At 63.2% G+C, this 19,339-nt stretch carries 17 protein-coding genes; 9 read left to right on the top strand and 8 right to left on the bottom strand.

All coding sequences use genetic code 11. The features are described from left to right. Nucleotides 1-159 precede the first annotated feature (159 nt). Nucleotides 160-396: a LuxR C-terminal-related transcriptional regulator gene (locus KYT97_RS18690; protein ID WP_307718111.1), complete on the top strand. Its 237-nt coding sequence runs from the start codon at nucleotides 160-162 to the stop codon at nucleotides 394-396. Between the two features lies 1 nt (nucleotide 397). Here KYT97_RS18690 and KYT97_RS18695 read toward each other — a convergent pair whose 3' ends face one another. The 3 genes from KYT97_RS18695 to KYT97_RS18705 all read right to left on the bottom strand — a co-directional run bounded on the left by KYT97_RS18695 (nucleotide 398) and on the right by KYT97_RS18705 (nucleotide 5,194). Beyond that, entirely contained in the window at nucleotides 398-2,011 is a 1,614-nt protein-coding gene (locus KYT97_RS18695) for a glycosyltransferase family 87 protein (protein WP_425332388.1), read from the bottom strand. Nucleotides 2,012-2,028: 17 nt separating this feature from the next. Next, nucleotides 2,029-4,179, bottom strand: a complete 2,151-nt coding sequence (locus tag KYT97_RS18700) for a transglycosylase domain-containing protein (RefSeq protein ID WP_033237093.1) — start codon at nucleotides 4,177-4,179, stop codon at nucleotides 2,029-2,031. A 574-nt stretch (nucleotides 4,180-4,753) separates the two neighbouring features. Continuing rightward, the gene (locus tag KYT97_RS18705) at nucleotides 4,754-5,194 is read right to left on the bottom strand and encodes a DUF5318 family protein (protein ID WP_072782680.1); all 441 of its coding nucleotides are present in this window, start codon (nucleotides 5,192-5,194) and stop codon (nucleotides 4,754-4,756) included. A 128-nt stretch (nucleotides 5,195-5,322) separates the two neighbouring features. Between KYT97_RS18705 and KYT97_RS18710 the strand changes: the two genes are divergently transcribed. From KYT97_RS18710 to KYT97_RS18735, 6 genes are all read left to right on the top strand, one after another. Beyond that, complete coding sequence (locus KYT97_RS18710; protein WP_219110425.1) at nucleotides 5,323-6,162, top strand: DUF1707 SHOCT-like domain-containing protein; 840 nt, start codon at nucleotides 5,323-5,325, stop codon at nucleotides 6,160-6,162. Between the two features lie 20 nt (nucleotides 6,163-6,182). Further along, nucleotides 6,183-6,992 (top strand): DUF1707 SHOCT-like domain-containing protein, encoded by an 810-nt coding sequence (locus KYT97_RS18715; protein ID WP_219110426.1) that lies wholly within the window; start codon nucleotides 6,183-6,185, stop codon nucleotides 6,990-6,992. A gap of 9 nt (nucleotides 6,993-7,001) precedes the next feature. After that, on the top strand, nucleotides 7,002-7,772 hold the full coding sequence (locus KYT97_RS18720; protein ID WP_219110427.1) for a DUF1707 SHOCT-like domain-containing protein: 771 nt from the start codon (nucleotides 7,002-7,004) through the stop codon (nucleotides 7,770-7,772). A 114-nt stretch (nucleotides 7,773-7,886) separates the two neighbouring features. Continuing rightward, nucleotides 7,887-8,450, top strand: a complete 564-nt coding sequence (locus KYT97_RS18725) for a PadR family transcriptional regulator (protein WP_033237088.1) — start codon at nucleotides 7,887-7,889, stop codon at nucleotides 8,448-8,450. Next, nucleotides 8,443-9,546, top strand: a complete 1,104-nt coding sequence (locus KYT97_RS18730; RefSeq protein WP_033237087.1) for an inositol-3-phosphate synthase — start codon at nucleotides 8,443-8,445, stop codon at nucleotides 9,544-9,546. Before KYT97_RS18725 ends, KYT97_RS18730 begins: the two co-directional genes overlap by 8 nt. Before the next feature lie 215 nt (nucleotides 9,547-9,761). Further along, nucleotides 9,762-10,775, top strand: a complete 1,014-nt coding sequence (locus KYT97_RS18735) for an isopenicillin N synthase family dioxygenase (protein WP_219110428.1) — start codon at nucleotides 9,762-9,764, stop codon at nucleotides 10,773-10,775. Nucleotides 10,776-10,813: 38 nt separating this feature from the next. On the opposite strand, the gene KYT97_RS18740 is transcribed toward KYT97_RS18735, so the two are convergent. Together KYT97_RS18740 and pdxR are read right to left on the bottom strand one after the other, a co-directional pair. After that, nucleotides 10,814-12,934 (bottom strand): NAD(P)/FAD-dependent oxidoreductase, encoded by a 2,121-nt coding sequence (locus tag KYT97_RS18740; protein ID WP_219110429.1) that lies wholly within the window; start codon nucleotides 12,932-12,934, stop codon nucleotides 10,814-10,816. Nucleotides 12,935-12,975: 41 nt separating this feature from the next. Continuing rightward, the gene (gene pdxR / locus KYT97_RS18745; protein ID WP_219110430.1) at nucleotides 12,976-14,370 is read right to left on the bottom strand and encodes a MocR-like pyridoxine biosynthesis transcription factor PdxR; all 1,395 of its coding nucleotides are present in this window, start codon (nucleotides 14,368-14,370) and stop codon (nucleotides 12,976-12,978) included. 84 nt (nucleotides 14,371-14,454) lie between these two features. Between pdxR and KYT97_RS18750 the strand changes: the two genes are divergently transcribed. Continuing rightward, entirely contained in the window at nucleotides 14,455-15,132 is a 678-nt protein-coding gene (locus tag KYT97_RS18750) for a pyridoxamine 5'-phosphate oxidase family protein (RefSeq protein WP_116104653.1), read from the top strand. Nucleotides 15,133-15,143: 11 nt separating this feature from the next. Here the strand turns inward: KYT97_RS18750 and KYT97_RS18755 are convergent, their stop codons facing one another. Together KYT97_RS18755 and KYT97_RS18760 are read right to left on the bottom strand one after the other, a co-directional pair. Next, nucleotides 15,144-16,001: a slipin family protein gene (locus KYT97_RS18755; RefSeq protein ID WP_080711885.1), complete on the bottom strand. Its 858-nt coding sequence runs from the start codon at nucleotides 15,999-16,001 to the stop codon at nucleotides 15,144-15,146. Further along, the gene (locus KYT97_RS18760) at nucleotides 15,998-16,468 is read right to left on the bottom strand and encodes an NfeD family protein (protein ID WP_219110431.1); all 471 of its coding nucleotides are present in this window, start codon (nucleotides 16,466-16,468) and stop codon (nucleotides 15,998-16,000) included. The genes KYT97_RS18755 and KYT97_RS18760 overlap by 4 nt, the downstream gene beginning before the upstream one ends. Before the next feature lie 327 nt (nucleotides 16,469-16,795). Between KYT97_RS18760 and KYT97_RS18765 the strand changes: the two genes are divergently transcribed. After that, a complete protein-coding gene (locus tag KYT97_RS18765) occupies nucleotides 16,796-18,064 on the top strand; it encodes a reverse transcriptase family protein (RefSeq protein WP_219110432.1) in 1,269 nt (422 codons plus the stop codon). A gap of 10 nt (nucleotides 18,065-18,074) precedes the next feature. On the opposite strand, the gene KYT97_RS18770 is transcribed toward KYT97_RS18765, so the two are convergent. Further along, nucleotides 18,075-19,328 carry an FAD-dependent oxidoreductase gene (locus KYT97_RS18770; RefSeq protein ID WP_219110433.1) on the bottom strand — a complete coding sequence of 418 codons (1,254 nt, stop codon included), beginning with the start codon at nucleotides 19,326-19,328 and terminating at the stop codon, nucleotides 18,075-18,077. Between the last annotated feature and the right edge of the window lie 11 nt (nucleotides 19,329-19,339).

Below are 19,339 nucleotides of genomic sequence, written 5' to 3' on the forward strand. Positions count from 1 at the left end.
TCACGTCGCATTCCGGCCCGCCCGCAGCCCTTCTGCAAAGTTGCGCCGATGCGGGCACTTCCTCCCTTGGAACCTCAGCCGAAAGGTGTCTTTGTCATGGAGCTTGTCCAGTCGACGCGAATGGCCCCAACATGCATGGTTCTCGTCAGGGGACGCCGCGTGAACTCCCGTACACCGCGCTTGAGCGCCCGCGAAATCGAAGTCCTGCTTACCTGGCTTCGGGCAGATTCCAAACAGGAAGTTGCGCTCGAACTGAGAGTGGGCGTCGGCACTGTCAACACGCACATCTCCCGGATCAGGACCAAGTACATCAACGTCGGGCGACCCGCGCCGACCAAAGCGGCACTGTTCGCGCGCGCCATCCAGGACGGTCACACCACTCTCGACGAATGGTGATTCAGACGGACGAAAACTCCGGCTCTCGCACCGGTTTCGGACGCAGCCACCCCGGGAACCACGACGGCTGCTTGTCCGGTGCCTGATCGAGAACACCACCGGCCGGGTCGTCGATGAACCCGTACCGCACGAGGTCTTCGTCGGGGCGGTAGATCTGGCGAAGAATGACCGCGCACAGCACCAGAACCGCGATATCGCGCAGCACAACAGTTCCCGTGAACCACTGCTCGGGCAGACCCTTGTTCGAGACTCCGAGGTAGTACATCATCCGCGGAACCCACACCAACGCGTCGATGGTCATCCAGGCAAGAAGCAGTCGGCGATGCGGCAGGGCAAGAACCGCGAGCGGCACCAGCCACAGCGAATACTGCGGACTCCACACCTTGTTGGTCAGTAGGAATCCCGCGACAAGGAGGAAACACAGTTGCGCGACGCGGGGGCGTCGCTGCGCCGTCAAAGCGACGTAACCGATTCCCACGCAGACCGCAGCAAACAGAATGAACGACACGGCATTGAGATTCGACGGCGATTCACCTTGCGCCAGGGGACCGTCGAGGCCCGTCCACGACGTGAACGACGCGATTACGTTGTAGATCGAGTCCGGATCGGCGCCACGCTCGGAGTTGAGCCGGAAGAACTCGTACCAACCGTGCGGGTAGAGCGCTGCGATCGGAAGATTCACCGCCAGCCACGCCGCGGCCGCGCTGAGCGCCGTCACCAGCCACTCACGCGTCTTGCCCGCCCGCAGGCACAGAACCAGCAGCGGGCCGAGCAACAACAGCGGATACAACTTCGCGGCGCCGCCCAACCCCAACAAAATGCCCGCGAGGACCGGTCGCTTACGCGCCCACGCCAACAAACCGCCCATGGCAAATGCCGTCGCCAACGGATCGAAGTTGGTGAACACGTGCACGATCACGAGCGGCGAACACGCGACCAACGCGCCGTCCCACACCCGCCTGCCGGCCAAGAGCGTCGTCGCCCACACTGTCACCAACCACGCCAACGCCAAGCCGAACGCAACGACGTTGAAGTACAGGGCAACTTGAATTGCGCCCGGCAGCCACGTGATCGAATCCCACGCCTTTGCGACCTTCATGGAGCCGTACTGATAGAGCCCCGAGAGAACCGGATACTCCATGTACCGCGTCTGCACGGAACCGTCGGATCGGGTTTCCTCCCACGACTTCTTGTACGGGAACGCACCCTGATCGAGGCGCTCCGCACCGTACAGAGGAACTGTGTCCGAGTAACACAAGGCGACGTACTGGCGGGAGCCTCCCCAGTCCAGACCCAGCTGCCCCTGCTCACCGAACGGCGCCTGTTGAATACACGCAGCCTTGGTCGACCACCCCAACGCCAGGAACACGACGGCCAACAGCAAGATGACCCGCATCGGGGTGAAAAAACGGGTCCGGCCGATCAGCGCATGCCGACCGACCGGACCACCTACCGTGCCTGACAACGCAGACACCATTACATCGTTACGACTGGGAACGTCACGCCAATCTGCCGACCGCGTGTCCTCCGCCAACGGCGCAGGGGACTCGATCGCCTGCGACTCCGCATCGTCTGTCACAGAAGTCGCATCGGCATCATCTACATTGGCGGCCACTCCGCGAGGCTACCGCCTTAGCGGCCGGGACTGACACCCGCCGGAGCCTCTTCCGTCGTGGTGACGGCGCCCGGTTCCTCGGTTTCCGTGGTCGGCCTCGAGATTCCCGGAATCGGAATCGTGATGCCCGGCAGGATCTCCACGTCCGTCGTGGTCACGACAACCGGCGGCGCCGTAGTCGTACTGGGCTCTGCCGTGGTTGTCGGCGGCGCCGACGTCTTCGGAGCAGCGGGAGCCGTGTACTCGGGAACACCACCGGCCTGGCCGTTGATCTTGCCCGGCTTGGGGAAGGTCTCGTTGTCCGTACCGTCCAACGCACCGTCCATCGTGTCCTTCCAGATATCGGAAGGTAGCCCGGAACCGTAGATCAATCCGCCGTTCGAGTTGGTGATCGCCTGGCCGTCCGCGGTACCGACCCACACAGCAGTCGACAGCGACGGCGTGTAGCCGACCATCCAGGCGTCCTTGTTCTGACCGGTGTCACCGAGCTGAGCGGTACCCGTCTTCGATGCGGACAGACGTCCACCGGCCAGGTTGTGCCCACGTGAGTACGCCGCGATGGGCTGCATCGCGGCAGTCACGTTGTCCGCGACAGCCGGATCGATCCGCTGCTCACCGGTCGGCGTACCACGGTCCAGGAGAACCGTTCCGTCTGCGGCAACAACCTTCTCCACGAAGTGCGGAGCGTGGAACGTGCCTGACGCCGCGAGAGTTGCATACGCCGACGCCATATCCAGTACCCGAGACTGGTACTGACCCAACACGATTCCGTTGTTCGGGCCGGAACCGTCGGGCTCGGTCAGCGACTCGCCGATACCCGGAATGTTCTCCGGGATACCTGCCTTGTGCGCGATGTCCGCAATTTCCTGCGGTCCGTTGCCGTCGAGGCTGAGCATCTGACGGTAGAAGCTGGTGTTCAGCGAACGCTTGAGAGCCTCTGCGATGGTGCAGGTTCCACAGCTTTCACCTTCGACGTTGCCGATCGAGATGCCGTTGATCGTCAGCGGCGAGCTGTCGTACATCTGTGAGAGCGGAATTCCCTGGTCGAGCGCTGCCGCCAGACCGAACACCTTGAACGACGAACCGGTCTGCAAGCCGGCATTTGCGTAGTCGAAGCCGATTCCGTCGTCGCCGCCGTAGTACGCGCGGACGCCTCCGGTACGTGGATCGACGGAAACAACGGCGGTCCGAAGCTCCTCGTTCTCACCCTCCATATTGGTGCGCACGGCGTCCATCGCCGCGGCCTGAGCCTGCGGATCGATAGTCGTAGTGATCTGCAGGCCTTCGGTATTGAGCGACTGCTCAGTGATCCCGGCATCCGCGATCTCGCGGAGTACCTGGTTCTTGATCAGGCCCTCGGGCCCCGTTGTACCCTGACTTCCGTTCTCCACCTGGGAAAGTGGAATGAAACCTGGGTACTTCATGGGCGCACGGGCGGCTTGATCCAGCGTCCCCGCAGACACCATGCCGTCGAGCACATAGTTCCAACGCGATTCCGCGCCAGTCGGATTGGTCTCCGGATCGAGAAGCGACGGCAGCTGGATCGACGACGCCAGGACGGCGCCTTCCTCGACGGTCAGCTGGTCGACAGGCTTACCGAAATACGCGTTCGACGCGGCTTCGATGCCGTACGCACCACGACCGAAGTAAATGGTGTTCAGGTACGCGGCAAGAATGTCGTCCTTGGACCACTCGTTTGCCATCTTCGACGAGATGACAAGTTCCTTCATCTTTCGCGTCAGCGAACGCTCCGAACCGACAACCGCCGTCTTCACGTACTGCTGCGTGATCGTCGATCCACCACCCGCACTGTCTCGGCCGAGGACATTGTCACGGGCCGCGCGTGCAAAACCGGAAATCGAGAATCCGGGGTTCGTGTAGAAATCCCGGTCCTCGGCAGCAAGCACTGCGTTACGCACGTGCACCGGAATCTGATCGAGCGCCACCTCGCGACGGTTGCCTTCTTCCGGCGGAACAACGGTACTGAGCACCGAACTTCCGTCCGACGCGTAAATCGTCGCAACCTGATTGGTCGGGAGGTCGCCGGGTTTCGGTACGTCCTGCACGATGTACGCCGCCATGAAGGCCAGCACCGGCAGCACCAGGCCGAGCGCCACCAACACGTACGCCGAGCGGCGAACTGTGCGCCACTTCGACTTCTTCTTCACTGCTTTCTGTCCCTTCGGGGGCTCTCCACCATTGCCGTCGCCACCACCGGGACCGCCTGTCGGCGGCTTCGTCGGCGGGGGTCCAGCGGGCGGACGGGAACCGGCATCAGTGCGAGGCAGTGCCGCAGCGGCTGCGACGCGCTGTGTGGGTTCGGCGCCCGGTGCCGGTCGATTCTGGGGTGCGCCTTGCTGCGGACGGCCCTGCTGCGGACCTTGCGGCGGCGGGCCCATCGGGCGGCCCTGCGGCGGGCGTCCTTGCTGGGGCCCTTGCGGGGGTGGGCCCATCGGTCGGCCCTGCGGGGGCGGGCCCATCGGGCGACCCTGCTGCGGCGGGCCCATCGGGCGTCCCTGCTGAGGCGGGCGTCCTTGCGGCGGCGGGCCCATCGGGCGGCCCTGCTGCGGACCTTGAGGCGGACGGCCTTGCGGGGGGCGCCCCTGCGGCGGACCGCTCGGACCACCTGGTCCCGAGGGACGGTCGCCGGGGGTGTTGTCGGGGGAACTCACGAAATCAAATCTCCAGTGGTCATGGACCGATCACATGGGACTTCGATCGGGCCCTTTTTCGGGTGTGGCGTTACTCGCTGGCGGTGCGCCGGCTCGCAGACTGCGTTCGTCTGCTCGGTGGACGTGCTCTCCGCGGTCGCGGCGGCGCAGGCACTGCGCCGAGCACATAGGACTGCACCAAGTGGTTCCAGCTGCAGGAACGGCACACTTCTACGTCGTGCACCGTGAACTCCTCTGCTGTCTCCGCAAGCCGAGCGAGCTCGTCCGTCGTTCGGGCTGATCCCGAAACCTGGCCGAGCTTCTCGCCGAACACCCAGGACACGAGCGTCAACTGTTCCTTACGGCAGATGGGGCAGAGAACGTCACTGCCCCGGCCGTGGAACTTCGCGGCTCTGAGTAGGTAGGGATCGGCGTCGCATACCTGCTTGACGCCAGTCCTACCCGCAGACACTTCGGCCAGCACAGACCGACGCGCGAGCGCGTAGTCCACAACTTGCCGCTGTATCCGCACTTGACCAGAGTACGTGCGTCCAACCGGTCACGGACGGTTCGGGAGGGTCACGATGAACACATTTTGTGGTCCGGAGGCATGGCGACCAGCCATTACGATCACTTCCTGTGAAGTCATCCCGTTCCCCGATGACGCGTGCTCGTGATCTCGATCGCGTCGAAACGTGCAATGTGTTGGACGCCGCGTACGCCGAAGGGCAGTTGAGCGCGGAGGACTACTTCGACCGGACCGAGAAGGCGAGGTCCGCGAAGACCCTGCTCGAGCTCGCGCGCCTGGTCAACGATCTGCAGGTGCCGAAGATCGATACCACAACGGCACCTCGGACGTCGGTGACACGCAAGGCTGTGTACATCGGTGGCGCTGCTCTGATCGTCGTCGGCGCCGTCGCCGCTGTGGCCTGGAGTCGCTCACCGTTGACGCCTTCGGAACACATCACCGCCAGTTATGCCAGCAGCACTTCGCTCGCGCCACCGTTTCCGACCACCACTCTGGTGCCGGAGCCGACCGTCGAACCGATCCTGATCGCACACATCGACACGTTGACTCCAGAGGGTATCGGCGCATTTATCGAGAGGTATCGCGACGAGTTCGGCGACATGTTCATCGATGACGCCAGCTTCCACGGCGACCACTCTCTGGTGAGCCGGGCGGTCCCCGACGCTCCAGCTCTCACCGAGTCCATCAGTTTTCGCGACGGCTTCGAGCGAGATGTGACATCCATTCCGCGGCGAACGGGCCAGCCGACCTTCGACCTCGGTTCCATCCAGATCGACAAGCTCGCGCCGTACATGGTGAACATCGGCGGCTACATCAATGTGCCGGACGCCGCGATCACGCACTTGATCGTGGACGTGAACTACGGCGTACCGAAGATCAGGATCTACGGCGAGAACGGACTTGGCCACAAAGGTCGCATCGAGGTCACGCCGTGGGGCGAGATCTCTCGTTCGTACCCGTACGAGAACTAGGGTGGGTGGGTGAGCGGGGCATGACTACTAACTCTTCGCGTACGCGAGCGCGTGACGTCGATCGTTCCGATACCTGCGCTGTGCTCGATGCCGCCCTGTCCGACGGCCAGATCACGGTCGACGAGCACGCGACCCGAACGGCGTCGGCCATGACCGCGACCACGCTCGGACAGCTCGACCTATTGGTCCACGATCTGCAGAAAGAGACGCTGCGGAACGCCGTCGCGAAAGTTCGTCGTATCGACAAGATCTGGTACGTCGCGGCCGCGTCTGTTGTCTTCTCGGCCATGGTCGGCTTCCTCACCGTGTCCGCCGACGATTCGTCCCCGGCGCCGTTGCCGGTTGCAGCCCAGGGGGCCGAACCACTTGCCCCCATCGTGAGTTCGACGCTGAACACGGTCACCGCAAGCGGAATACGGGAGTTCATAACCCGGTACAACAACAAGTTCGGCACGACGGTGATCGATTCTGCGAACTTCTTCGACGACCATGCAAGCGTCACTCGCGCAGCCGCCATCTCGCCGGATTTTGAGGAGGACATCGACTTTCGAGGCGGTTTCACGACCAGCGAGGGGTCCACCTCCCGATCGGCCAGCACCACAACATTCGACCTCGCTACCGTCGACATCGACAAACTCGCCGGGTATCTGGCGGGAGCGTCGACAAATCTCAACGTCCCCGACGCCAAGGTCTCACACATCGGCATGAGTTCGTCAAACAAAGAGCCACGCATTTCCATCTACGCCAGCAACGACCTCGGCGCGAGCGGATCGATGGAGTTGACCCCGGATGGCCGCCCGATCCGCTTGTCTCCCTTCACTCCTCGATAGGCCCCGGACATGCCGAACGATCTGACCAGGACCACCCGTGCTCGCAATGCCGATCGCGAGGCCACTTGCGCAGTGCTGGACACCGCCTTCGCCGACGGGCAACTCACGGCGACCGAGCACGACGAATTGACCGAACTCGCCGCGGTTGCAGTCACTCTCGGCGATCTCGAAGATTTGACGTCGGATCTGCAGACCGAGGCGTCTCTGCCTGTTCTCCGGAAAGAACCTTCGCTCGACACGCGTTGGATCGCCCTTGCGATCATCGCTCTGTCACTGGTCTCGGCTATCGGTTTCGGAATCAAATACGCCGCGTCCGACGCCACGATCTTCTCGAGCCCCGAGCCACAGTTGCACACCGTCGACGGCCTGGGTGCGATGTTCCGTGCCATCGAAACGGAGTACGGCAGCGGACTGGTCGACGAGATGACCATCTATCCCACTTACGCACGCGTAACGCGCGCCGATCCTGCCGCACCTCGCAAGGCCCTCGACAGCTACTACCGAGGCGACCTCGAGGACACGACTTCGGGAGGATCGCGCGAACCCGACGTGGCACAGATCGACGTCACACAGCTCGATCCTCGCATCGTGATCGCCCTGCTCGACGGCGCCGGAACCACGACGTCGGTGCAAAATCCGTCCACTCGGTACGTCTCTGTCGACGGCACCGAAACTGTGCCGACCATCGAGATTCACGTCCGCAACGACCTCGACGAAAGCGGGTCCCTGACCGCTGCCCTCGATGGGGAAATCATGTCGATCAACCCGTTCACCCCCTGATCTAGCCGTGACACCTTGGTACACGTATCGGGCCGCAGTATGGTTTTATATATCGGCGCGATATAGTTGGGTATCGCATCAAGCGGTTAGATCCACAGACTCGGGAGGTGTCACTTGCTCGAACTCGCAATTCTCGGGCTACTCCTCGAGTCACCGATGCACGGATACGAGCTGCGTAAGCGGCTCACCGGTCTGCTCGGCGCATTCCGTGCGTTCTCGTACGGATCGCTGTACCCGGCACTACGGCGCATGCAGGCCGACGGCTTGATCTCGGAAGACATCGACAACACCACCGGCCCACTCAAGCGTCGGGCCCGTCGCGTCTACCAGCTCACCCCGGAAGGCCGGCAAAGGTTCACTGAATTGGTTGCCGACACGGGACCGCAGAACTACACCGACGACGGCTTCGGCGTTCACCTCGCCTTCTTCAGCCGCACCCCCGCAGAAGCGCGGATGCGGATCCTGGAAGGCAGACGACGCCAAGTCGAAGAGCGCCGCGAAGGCCTTCGCGACGCCGTCGGCCGGGCCAGCGGATCGCTGGACCGATATACCCGCCAGCTCCACCAGCTCGGACTCGAGTCGAGTGAACGCGAAGTGCGTTGGCTCAACGAATTGATCGCAGCCGAGCAATCGATACCAGGAACATCCAAGAAAGAAGGAGAGCCCGACCATGGGTGAGAACAGCACCGCGGTGCGCGTAGCAATTGTGGGCGTGGGTAACTGTGCCTCGTCCCTGGTTCAGGGCGTCCACTACTACAAGGATGCAGACGAGACCGGCACCGTTCCCGGCCTCATGCACGTCAAGTTCGGTAAGTACCACGTCCGCGACGTGCAGTTCGTCGCTGCTTTCGACGTGGACGCCAAGAAGGTCGGCTTCGACCTCTCCGAGGCAATCCTCGCCAGCGAGAACAACACCATGAAGATCGCTGACGTCCCGCCGCTCGACATCCCCGTCCAGCGCGGCCCGACACTCGACGGCATCGGCAAGTACTACGCCGAGACCATCGAACTGTCCGACGCCGAGCCCGTCGACGTAGTCCAGGCACTCAAGGACGCCAAGGTAGACGTCCTCGTGTCCTACCTGCCCGTCGGCTCCGAAGCTGCTGACAAGTTCTACGCACAGTGCTGCATCGACGCAGGCGTCGCGTTCGTCAACGCGCTTCCCGTGTTCATCGCCTCCGACCCGGAGTGGGCTGCCAAGTTCAAGGACGCCGGCGTCCCGATCGTCGGTGACGACATCAAGAGCCAGGTCGGCGCCACCATCACCCACCGCGTGATGGCGAAGCTGTTCGAAGACCGTGGCGTCGTGCTCGACCGCACGTACCAGCTCAACGTCGGCGGCAACATGGACTTCAAGAACATGCTCGAGCGCGATCGCCTGGAGTCCAAGAAGGTCTCCAAGACTCAGGCCGTCACGTCGAACCTCACCGGCTCCCTCGCCGGCAAGGTCCACGACCGCAACGTCCACATCGGTCCCTCGGACTACGTGGAGTGGCTCGACGACCGCAAGTGGGCATACGTGCGCCTCGAAGGCCGTGCTTTCGGTGACGCTCCCCTCAACCTGGAGTACAAGCTCGAGGTCTGGGATTCGCCCAACTCCGCAGGCATCATCATCGACGCCGTCCGCGCAGCCAAGATCGCCAAGGACCGCGGCATCGGCGGACCGGTTTACCCGGCATCCGCTTACCTGATGAAGTCCCCGCCGGTACAGATGGCCGACGACAAGGCTCGCACCGAGCTCGAAGCGTTCATCATCGGAGCCGATGAGGCGTAGGTCTACACCGGGCCGATGAGGCGTAGGTCTTTTCAGCTCACACAGATTCGGGGTCTTGCGCCACTGGCGCAGGGCCCCGATTTCTGTATCCCGCAGGGCGTTTCCGCAGCCGCGCGGCTGATCACGCCTGCGGATGCGGAATCGCCGCGCGGGGCCAGGTGCCGGGCTGCGTGGAATGATGGACGGTAAGGACCATCACACGAATCGAGGACCCCATGTCGATTGCGTCCCTGCCTGTTCTCGACCTCGCACTGGCGGAGAATCCCGAGACTGCCGAGCAGTTCCGGACTCAGCTCCGCGACGCGACCCACGACATGGGCTTTTTCTACCTCGTCGGCCATGGAATTCCCGACGCTTTGCAACGACGCCTCCTCACGGTCGCTCGCGAGTTCTTCGCTCTCCCTTTGACGGAGAAGCTGGCGATCGAGAATCTGCGCAGCCCGCACTTTCGTGGATACACACGCCTGGGCGGTGAACTCACCGAAGGTAAGCAGGACTGGCGTGAGCAGATCGACATCGGTGCCGAGCAACCCGCTGCAGCGCGCACAGCCACGTCGCCGGACTGGGAGATCCTGCAGGGGCCCAACCAATGGCCAGACGCCCTTCCCGAACTGCGGGAAGTCATCGCCGAATGGAATGACGAACTTACCGGCGTCGCATTGCGACTGCTCCGGGAGTGGGCTGTCGCTCTGGGGCAGGATCCGCACATTTTCGATGCCGCGTTTGCGAAGGATCCGTCGATCCTGATCAAAGTGGTGCGCTATCCAGGTCGGCCGAAGAACGCGGGAACTCAGGGAGTCGGCGGCCACAAGGACGCCGGCGTACTGACCCTGCTGTACGTCGAACCCGGCAAAGCCGGCCTGCAGGTGGAGCACGACGGTGACTGGATCGACGCACCGCCACTCGAAGGCGCGCTGGTGGTCAACATCGGCGAACTACTCGAGGTCGCAACGGGCGGATATCTGAAAGCCACTGTGCACCGGGTTATTTCACCGGAAGGCGCGGGCGAGCGAATCTCCGTGCCGTTCTTCTTCAATCCGAACTACGCCACCCAGGTCCCGGAGTTCGATCTCCCACCGGAATTGGCGAAGCACGCTACCGGCGTCACCGTCGATGCGAACAACCCGATCCACGATTCCTATGGCGCCAACGCGCTCAAGAGTCGCTTGCGGGCGCATCCCGATGTTGCCGCACGATGGTGGCCGGACATTGTTGCTGTGCGCCTTTAGTAACCGCCCGCGGTTACTAAAGGCGCACAGCAGAGGGCTCAGATATCCATCGCAGCTTTCCACGCGGTGTGCATGGCACCCTCGATGTAGTCGACCTCGGAGGCGTCACCGACAACACGTACGTCAGGCACCACACCTGCCAATGCGTCGGCCAGCGGCGCCTGAGCCGACACGCCCGAGGCGACGACAACCATGTCGGCCGGAGCTGTCAGTGTCTTGTCACCGGAACGGAATTCGACGTGTTCCTTGGTGATTCGCTGCACCGTCGAATTGCGGTGAATGTTCACACCGACATGCTTGGCGTGGCGCACAGCGGTCCAGCGGCGCGGCATCGCCATCGGAATGCCCAACTGCTGGCCTTCTTCGATCAGCGTCACGTTGCGACCGCGCTCGGCCAGGAACTCCGCAAGTTCGAGCCCGACAAGCGAACCGCCGATGACCACGACGTTCTTGCCCATGGGCAGGAACTTGCGGGTCACCGCACGAATCGCGGCGGGGCTCTTGGTGATTCCGGAGAGCTTGCCCAGCTTGGCCATCGTCCGCAGGAACGGCGGAACCTGCGACGTGTCGCCGGCACCGGTCATCAAGGCGCGCAACGTGTCACCGGTGTGCACGTGCGGCAGGTCGCCGCCGGGAACGGACGGGCGGTCACGAACCGCGCCGGTGGCCACCACAACCACGTCGGCGCCGAGAGCCTTGATCGAAGCGACCGTGGCCTCGGTGTTCAGCCGGATATCGACGCCCAGACGCGAGGTTTCCACCTTGAGCCAATCCAGCAGACGACCGTTGTCCGGCGTCGTGAGGCTCGAGAACCAGAGCGTGCCACCGAGCCGATCTGCCTTGTCCACCACGGTGACTCGATGTCCGCGTTCACTGGCGACTCGCGCGGTCTCGAGGCCACCTGGTCCGGCACCGACAATCACGACGTGCTTGGGTGTCGTCGACTTGACGAAAGGTACGAGCGCCTCGTTGCCGAGCGCCGGGTTGACAGCGCACAGCGGGGTCTCGTCCCAGAAGTTCTCCTGCACGCAGACGTAGCAATTGATGCAAGGCCGAACCCGCTCGGGTGTCCCGTCTTTGAGTTTGTTCACCAACTGTGGGTCAGCCAGGAGCTGACGGCCCATTGCGGCGAAGTCCGTGCGTCCTTCCGCGATCATCTTCTCGCCGACCTCGGGGAGCATACGTCCGACGGTGATCACGGGGATCGATATCGCCTGCTTGATTCGCGTTGCATTGTCGGTGTAATAGCCGACCTTGTCTGGCAGGGGGCCGTCTGTGAAGTTGGCAAAAGCATTCAGTGCGGTACCGGTGACGTGGATGGCGTCAGCGCCGGCCTCTTCGAACATCTTGGCGGCAGCAACAGCCTCGTCGACGGTTAGCCCGTCGGTTTCGCCGTACTCTTGACCGGCCAGACGCACGATGACGGCAAGCGAACCGCCGACCTCCGCCTTGACTGCGCGAATAACTTCACAGGCCAGGCGAGCCCGATTCTCCATCGAACCGCCGTACTCGTCGCTGCGCTGATTCGTGTACCGACTCAGGAACGCTCCGAGGACGTAGTTGTGGGCGCAGTGAATCTCGACTGCGTCGCCGCCCGCCGCCTTCACCCGTCCGGCAGCCTCGGCGAACATGCGGACCAGCCAATCAAGATCTTCCTGGTCGGCCTCGTGGTAGGTCGCCCTCTTGCCCTCGTTGATGGCAGCCATCTTGCCCAGTTCTTCGGGTGTGCAATCGGCCATCGCACTCATGTCACCCGGCGGCTTCGGCATGGACGGCACCAGCTGCGGTCGGCCGTCGAGGGTGTCGATTCGCGCGACCTTGCCGTGGTGCGTCATCTGCACACACAGCTTGCTGCCGGCGTCGTGCACCGCGTCGGCCAATGCCTTGAGTCCGGGGATGAACCGGTCTTCCGAGAGCCCCGGTTCCTTGCGGCTGGTGCAGCCCAACGGATACGCAACAGCGCAGCAGCCGGTGATGATCAGCCCGGTTCCACCGGCCGCACGCGCCACGAAATGGTCGATGTCGCCCGTCTCGATTTCACCGTCTTCGCAGAGGTTCATGTCCATGGCGGGCAGAACAACGCGGTTGGGCACGGTGATGGGACCGATGGTCCCGGGTGCGAGCAAGTGCGGGAAGGTCTGGTTGCGGATCACGAGCAAACGCTAGAACCGAGAGCCGCACCTCGGGGCGCCGTTCCCGATCAACGGGATTCAACGCCGTGATCTGCGAGACAGTTAGCGATCACCTCGAGTGCATATTCCAGGTCGCGTGCGTCCACTCTGCCGTATCCGATCACGAGTCCGCCCGGGTTTTTGTGACTGCGCGCAGACTCCGTCAGAGTCGGTACCTCCACTCCGTATTCGAGCGCACAACGTGCGACGGTCTCGGCCAGATCCGCATCCAACACCAGCGTCGTGTGCATGCCGGCTCCCAGCCCGCGCAGTTCCCCGAAGCGGGACAGCGCAGCGTGTACCAACCGATCGCGCTCCCGATATCGCCGACGCGCAGCCCGTACCGTTCTGTCCCATTCACCGTCCCGCAGGAGTGAAAGCAGAGCCCGTTGCAGCGGAAGAGACGGGAAATCCCCGATGCGAACCCGATGCGCCGCAATTCGACGGGCAAGCTCTTCCGGCGCAACCAACCAACCCAGCCGAATTCCGGCGCCGAGCGTCTTGGCGACCGTACCCAGATACACCACCCGATCCGGCGCGAGTTGCGCCAGCGCTGGCAAAGGCGCTACGTCGTAACGGAATTCGGAGTCGTAGTCGTCCTCGAAGAGGAGGACGTCCCGAGCCCGTGCAAAGTCGATCAACTGATTTCGCCGACTCACCGGCAAAAGTCCGCCGGTCGGATACTGATGTGACGGGGTCACGTACACACCACGAACATTCCGGGGCGCCGATTCCAGCTCGTCGACGCAAAGTCCGTGTGCATCTACCGGCACGTCGAGCAGTGACCATCCGGTGGCAAGCGCCGCCGTCGACGCGCTTCGATAGCCCGGATCTTCCGTTGCCAGTACAGCGTTGGGGGAGCGCAGCGCTGACAACGCCAGTCCGAGGCCGTGTGTAGCCCCGGAGGTAATGACGATGCGCTCGGGTTCGACGGCCATGCCGCGAGCCCGACCCAACAGTTGCGACAGCGCAGAGCGCAATTCGACGTCGCCCGCCGGGTCAGGATCTCCGAAAGGTGGTGGCATGGAACCGACATCTCGCCAGGCCCGACGCCAGGCCGCACTCGCCCGCGGCGGAGTCCACGGCACTCCGGGGCGCAATTGAACCTGCGGCGGTGCGGGAGCGACTACCTTCGCCGGCTTGGGAGTAGACAGCACAACGGATGAAGGAGCTTCTGCCACAAAGGTTCCCGAGCCGCGCACCGCTACGAGCCAGCCCTCGGCAATCAGTTGCTCGTAGGCTCGTTCCACCACGGCGCGGGCAACACCGAGCTCAGCAGCCAGTTTCCGCGAACTCGGCAGCCGCAATCCCACAACAGCCGATCCACCGCGAATGTCTGCTCGCAGGTGATCGGCAACCTGGATCGGCAAAGGTCGCCGATCGGTCCGGTCGAGCACCACCGCTACCGCCGAGGGCAGAAGCATCGTTTCCCTTTCCCTAAGTGGCCTACCAAAGTGCCCACAAATTGGACCATGACGCAAAGCCACTTGGCTAGGAGTATTGCTCACATGACACACACCGTCGCACTCGCCCCACTGTCCCCAACAGCACGTACAACCCATAAGCGCGCGCGTCATCACGGTGTCACCGATCGAGCAGCGCTCTTCGACGTCCTGCGCTCCGCCAAGCTGTGCCACTTGGGCGTGTCCACCGACGGTGTGCCCCTCGTGCTGCCGACCGCATACGGATTTGATCCCGAGGGCCCGGATCAAGACGGTACCCTCTACCTGCACGGTTCGGTAGCGTCACGTAGCCTCGCACCCGACAGCGAGATCTGCGTAACCGTCACCGTGCTCGACGGACTTGTTCTGGCGCGCTCCGGTTTTCACCATTCGATGAACTACCGCAGCGCCGTGATTCTCGGTCGACCCCGGATCGTCACGGACCCGGACGAACGGCTCAGTGCACTGAATTTGATTGTCGATCAAGTAGTTCCCGACCGTTCCGGACACCTGCGGGCGTCAACACGCAAGGAACTGGCGGCAACAGTGGTGCTTGCACTGCCCCTGTTCGAGGCGTCGGTGAAGGCACGCACCGGCGGCCCCGGCGACGACGAATCAGATATCGGTGTCGAAAAGGTCTGGGCGGGTGTCATTCCGGCATCCGTACAGTTCGGTGAACCCATCCGAGCCGAAGACCTCGATGCGGATATCACGCTGCCGGAACATGTCTCGGCAATGATGTAGCCGAAGCAACGCTACCGCGGGATCGGCGGGGACAACGGCGGGCGAATATCCAGACCATTAGGTCGCGGCTCGGAAGTCACCGGCGTGGCCGATCCGGACTCGTCCTGCTTGTCCTCGCCCCGGTTCCCCAGGAACGGACGAACCAGGTCGAGGGGCAGCGGGAATACGACGGTCGAATTGTTCTCGGCGCCAATAGCGTGCAACGTCTGCAGGTAACGCAATTGCAGGGTGGTCGGGTTGCGGCTGATCACGTCGGCTGCGTCGGCGAGCGTAGCCGACGCCTGGAATTCGGCTTGCGCGTTGATGATCTTGGCTCGCCGTTCTCGTTCGGCCTCCGCCTGACGGGCGATGGCGCGCTGCATGTTGGCAGGAATCTCGACGTCCTTGATCTCCACCGTGGTGACCTTGACTCCCCACGGTTCCGTCTGTTGATCGATCACTTTCTGCAGGTCTTCGTTGAGACGTTCACGTTCGGAGAGCAAGGCGTCGAGGTCGGCCTTGCCGAGGATCGAGCGCAGAGTTGTCTGCGCAATCTGCGACGTAGCTGCCAGGAAATCTTCGACCTCGACGATTGCGCGATCGGCATCGACCACTCGGAAATAGGTGACGGCTGTGACTTTCGCCGGCACGTTGTCGCGCGTAATGACTTCCTGCACCGGAATTTTCAGTGTCACGGTCCGTAGGCCGACCCGCTCCATCCGATCAATTGCCGGAATGAGGATTACCAGACCCGGCCCCTTCAACGCGATCAACCGCCCGAGCCGGAACACCACTGCACGCTCGTACTCTCGCAAGACCCGAATCGACATGCCGACCAGCGTCACGAGAAGCAGAACAACGATGCACAGGGAAATGAGAATGGTGGTCATAGCAACTCCCACGGTTCACGACGGCGCACTGTCAGGGTCAGACCCCGGACCTGCTCCACTACGACAGGATCGCCGGCCTTCGGAACAGAATCGTCACTGAACCCGAAATCCATTCGGGCGTTCCACAATCCACCCGCAGCCTCGACCTGTCCGCGCGAGCCGTCCCAACTGCGAACCGTCGCATCGGATCCGATCAGCGATTCCACTCCGGTGCGCACGGGCGCATGCCGGGCGGTCAGAACTTTCCGGCTCGCCACCGCGGTAACACCCAGGCCGACCACTGCAACCCCTGCCGTCACCGGAACTGCAATCACCTGGCCCGCATCGCCGGAGGTGAAGAGCAACCAGACACCCGCCCCGATCAGGAGCGCACCAAGACCGCCGAGCACCCCCGCAGTCGGGGCATGTGCCTCGACCACCATCAACAAGACACCCAACAGCAGGGCCGCGATACCCAATGTCGTCATCACTCGTCTCCACGCTCACGAGGACTCGGTCGCGTCGCGTAGCCATCGTGCGATCGGGCCCTCGACATCAACGGTAATCACGTTTGTCCGGATCTGCCACAACCTGAAGTGATCCACGTGACAGATACCGGACGGTCTGCCATTGTGAAGGGATGCGGCGGCGCGTGGGTGAGAGTTGGTCCACGCGACCAGTCTCAGGGGTAACCCCTGGGTCGGCCAGAAGAATTGGATACTGCGTCCGACGGCATTCGGCACGCTCCGCGTGCTCCCCGCCGCCCCGGACAAAGGATTTGGTCACCCTGCGCCGCCGCATCCTGGATATGCATCATGGGTGACTTCGAACTCGATGCCGAATTGGCGCGTCGACTGGCAGACGCAGCCGACGACGCACCATGGACCCTCGGTGGCCTCGAGGAGGCATTCGGAACCGTCTTCGGGGTGTCCCCGACACTCTTGGCGGTCCGAGTCCTCGATCTCATGCCCGCCCCACCGTTCGAACCGCAGACGCTGTACCGATTGCTGCGCGAACTACCGCGCCTGCGACCAGTTCCCCTCTCGTTGGACACCAACGAATCTTCGGTATGGCGCTTCGACGTGCCGCGATACAACACCAACGCCGACCTTGCCCGCTCGCTCGATCTGACAATCTCGGAACTCGAGTGGTTCGCCGATCGAGGTGAATGGCTACGCACGAAACCTCTCCCGCTGCGCCACTACCGGCCCATGCAGATCAGCAAGAAGGCCGGCGCTCGACTACTCGAGATACCCAAACCAAGGCTGCGCGAAATTCAGCGGAAGATCCTGCGCCGCATACTCGATCAAGTACCAGCACACGAGGCGGCACACGGATTTGTCCGTGGCCGAAGCCCTCTGACTTTTGCAGCGCCGCACGCACAGTCGGAAATCGTGATCGGTGTGGACCTCGCTCAGTTCTTCCCGTCTATCACCGGCGACCGTGTTCACGCGATCTTCACCGCCCTCGGCTACCCGCCCGCCGTCGCCGGAGTTCTCACCGGATTGTGCACTGTTGCAACGCCTGCCGATACCCTGCGCGGAGTGCCATACGCACAGGCGTCACAGTTGCGAACGGCGCACCTGCCCCAGGGTGCGCCGACGTCGCCTGCGCTCGCGAATCTTGTAGCGCGGGGGCTCGACATCCGGTTGAGTGGGCTGGCGAAGACGAACTGGCTCACCTACACCCGCTACGCCGACGACCTGGCGTTCTCCGGAATCGAAGTGACTGACGTCGGCACCCTCCTGTGGACGGTCGAACAGATCGCCGGAGACGAAGGGTTCGCCGTCCATCCACGGAAGACAAAAGTGATGCGTCCGCACCGACGGCAGCACCTCACCGGCCTGGTCATCAACAACCAACCGTCGTATCCGCGTGACGAATACGACCGATTGCGCGCCCTGCTCCACAACGCCGCCAATACCTCTGCCCAGGAACAGAATCGAGAGGGAGTCGGAAACTTTCGCGCTCACATCTACGGCCGGATCGCGCACATCGGCGAAACCAGCCCTACGCGCCGACGCACGTTATTGCGGTTGGCCGACCGTGTCGATTGGGGCGCCGAGATTCACGAGTCGGACTGACCCACGAGTTTCAGCCGTTCACTACCAACTCAGCTGCCGAGGCCAGGGGGACGATCGGATACAGCGGCGGCTCGTCCTCGGGCACCAGGGCGGTCGGCCCGTAAATCCAGTCGGTGTAGGTGTAGTCCTGTGTGCCGCGGGCTCGCAGCAACAGATTTCGCTGCTGCCGTTCCTCTCCGTCGAGGTGCCACAGCTCGCCCCAGACGCGTGCCGTCGTCAGTACCCGGCGGCAGTGCTCGGGACGAACGGCCTCATAGGCCGCGAGAGCTGCGTCCCAGTCGATCACGCCGTCGGCACTCCGCAGACGAGCAACGTGTTCAGCTAGTACCCAGCCGTCTTCGATCGCCATGATCGCGCCCTGTGCCATGTACTGCAGCGGCGGGTGCGCCGCATCTCCGAGCAAAGCGATCCGGCCCGAAACCCACGTCATGATCGGGTCTCGGTCGTACATCCGCCACCACTTGTCACGCCACATGAACGGGATACCCTCGCGCACCTCCGAACAAGAATCAGCGAATGCCGCGTCGAGTTCATCAGGTGTGCCCCAGTCCTCCTCACCTGCAATTGCTTTGGGTGACTCGAAGACGGCAACCTGGTTGAGCATCTCGCCGCCGCGCAGGCCATAGTGCACAAAGTGATGCCCTGGCCCGACGTAGACCACGACCTCCGACAGATCGACGGGACGGTCGGCCAAATCCGCCACCGGCACCGTGCCACGGTAAGCGACGTAGGCGGACGACACAGGTTCGTCGTCGATCAACAGTTTGCGTGCAACCGAGTGCAGACCGTCAGCCGCGATGACCACACCGGCCTCGTGCACTTCACCACTCGAAAGACGCACCTGCGCACCGGTATCGGAGTTTTCGTAGGAAACGGCCTTGGCGTCGGTGACAAGCTCGACTCCGGCACGCTCGCACGCACGCAGGAACAGTCCGTGCAAGTCGCTGCGGTGGATGACCAGGTACGGAAACCCGTATCGGCGTTCGAGATCGGTCAGGTCCAGCTTCGTCAGCTCCGACGCGTCGACGGCATCACGCATCACCATCGACGTGGGCACGACGCCAAGGCTTTTGGCCTCGTCCAATAGGCCGTACTCGTTCAAGATGCGGGTGCAGTTCGGTGCGAGCTGCAGGCCGGCGCCGACCTCACCGAACTCGGCGGACCGCTCGAGCACTCGCACGGTAAGACCCTGGCGCGTCAGGGCAAATGCAGCGCTGAGGCCGCCGATGCCGCCACCGACAACAATGACGTCAGGTGTGTTCATGATTGCTCCGT

The organism is Rhodococcus globerulus (assembly GCF_019334125.1).
Taxonomy (GTDB): Bacteria; Actinomycetota; Actinomycetes; order Mycobacteriales; family Mycobacteriaceae; genus Rhodococcus_F; species Rhodococcus_F globerula.

Bases quoted from the DNA above. Each gene is read 5' to 3' on its own strand.
- KYT97_RS18710 (WP_219110425.1), top strand. From the start codon at position 5,323: ATGACGCGTGCTCGTGATCTCGATCGCGTCGAAACGTGCAATGTGTTG.
- KYT97_RS18755 (WP_080711885.1), bottom strand. From the start codon at position 16,001: ATGACCACCATTCTCATTTCCCTGTGCATCGTTGTTCTGCTTCTCGTG.
- pdxR (WP_219110430.1), bottom strand. From the start codon at position 14,370: ATGCTTCTGCCCTCGGCGGTAGCGGTGGTGCTCGACCGGACCGATCGG.
- KYT97_RS18735 (WP_219110428.1), top strand. From the start codon at position 9,762: ATGTCGATTGCGTCCCTGCCTGTTCTCGACCTCGCACTGGCGGAGAAT.
- KYT97_RS18765 (WP_219110432.1), top strand. From the start codon at position 16,796: ATGGGTGACTTCGAACTCGATGCCGAATTGGCGCGTCGACTGGCAGAC.
- KYT97_RS18730 (WP_033237087.1), top strand. From the start codon at position 8,443: ATGGGTGAGAACAGCACCGCGGTGCGCGTAGCAATTGTGGGCGTGGGT.
- KYT97_RS18760 (WP_219110431.1), bottom strand. From the start codon at position 16,468: ATGACGACATTGGGTATCGCGGCCCTGCTGTTGGGTGTCTTGTTGATG.
- KYT97_RS18770 (WP_219110433.1), bottom strand. From the start codon at position 19,328: ATGAACACACCTGACGTCATTGTTGTCGGTGGCGGCATCGGCGGCCTC.
- KYT97_RS18715 (WP_219110426.1), top strand. From the start codon at position 6,183: ATGACTACTAACTCTTCGCGTACGCGAGCGCGTGACGTCGATCGTTCC.
- KYT97_RS18750 (WP_116104653.1), top strand. From the start codon at position 14,455: ATGACACACACCGTCGCACTCGCCCCACTGTCCCCAACAGCACGTACA.
- KYT97_RS18720 (WP_219110427.1), top strand. From the start codon at position 7,002: ATGCCGAACGATCTGACCAGGACCACCCGTGCTCGCAATGCCGATCGC.